This window comes from Aeromonas sp. ASNIH8, from assembly GCF_002919855.1.
Taxonomy (GTDB): Bacteria; Pseudomonadota; Gammaproteobacteria; order Enterobacterales; family Aeromonadaceae; genus Aeromonas; species Aeromonas caviae.
In genome coordinates this window covers 1-826 of sequence record NZ_PQLN01000252.1, presented here as the reverse complement: position 1 = coordinate 826, position 826 = coordinate 1, and the positions used below count along the sequence as shown (strand labels likewise).

Here is an 826-nt window from a genome sequence, read left to right as displayed (position 1 = left end):
GGTTGCACCAGAAGTAGATAGCTTAACCTTCGGGAGGGCGTTTACCACGGTGTGATTCATGACTGGGGTGAAGTCGTAACAAGGTAACCCTAGGGGAACCTGGGGTTGGATCACCTCCTTACCTTAAGATGTCGAAGTTGTTGAGTGTTCACACAGATTGCCTTGATTCAAAGTAGTTAGAGCAAAGACCTGATGCGCCTTGGCGTGTCAGTGCTTGTTTGGCTAACGCCAAACGAGAGAAGCCCGTTCGTTGGGTTGGGGTGTGAATAGCGGCGCAAGTTGCTACCCAATTCAAAGTTAGCGATAACAACGAACAGCGCTAAAGGCCGCTAGCCTCGCAGGCTCGGCGTCGCCTTTACGAAAATCATTGCGAAGTGACCTTCGCAAAGCATGATTTTCGTCCCCTTCGTCTAGAGGCCTAGGACACCGCCCTTTCACGGCGGTAACAGGGGTTCGAATCCCCTAGGGGACGCCACTTCTCTTCGCAGCTCAAGAATACAGACATAAGCAGTCATGTTTATGTCTGTTTTCTTCGGTCACTGACCGTTGCAAACATGCTCTTTAACAATCTGGAAAGCTGATTTAAAAAGTAGTTCTCAAACATTTGTTACAAGTGCTTTGGAAACTTCTTGGCGAAAACCAAATTTTATTTGGTCACCTTCCTTCGGGAAGAAAGTTGTGCAGCAACAAGCTGGGTCGTTCACCGACACTTCTTGGGGTTGTATGGTTAAGTGACTAAGCGTACATGGTGGATGCCTTGGCAGTCAGAGGCGATGAAGGACGTACTAACCTGCGATAAGCCGTGAGCAGTCGGTAAGAGACATTA

Annotated in this window: 1 tRNA gene and 2 rRNA genes; all 3 read left to right on the top strand. The window is 48.7% G+C overall.

The annotated features are described in order from the left end of the window. Window positions 1–121 (top strand): 16S ribosomal RNA (locus C3418_RS23760); the annotation flags it as partial. A gap of 278 nt (window positions 122–399) precedes the next feature. Next, a tRNA-Glu gene (locus C3418_RS23755) sits at window positions 400–475 on the top strand. A 250-nt stretch (window positions 476–725) separates the two neighbouring features. Continuing rightward, window positions 726–826 (top strand): 23S ribosomal RNA (locus C3418_RS23750); the annotation flags it as partial.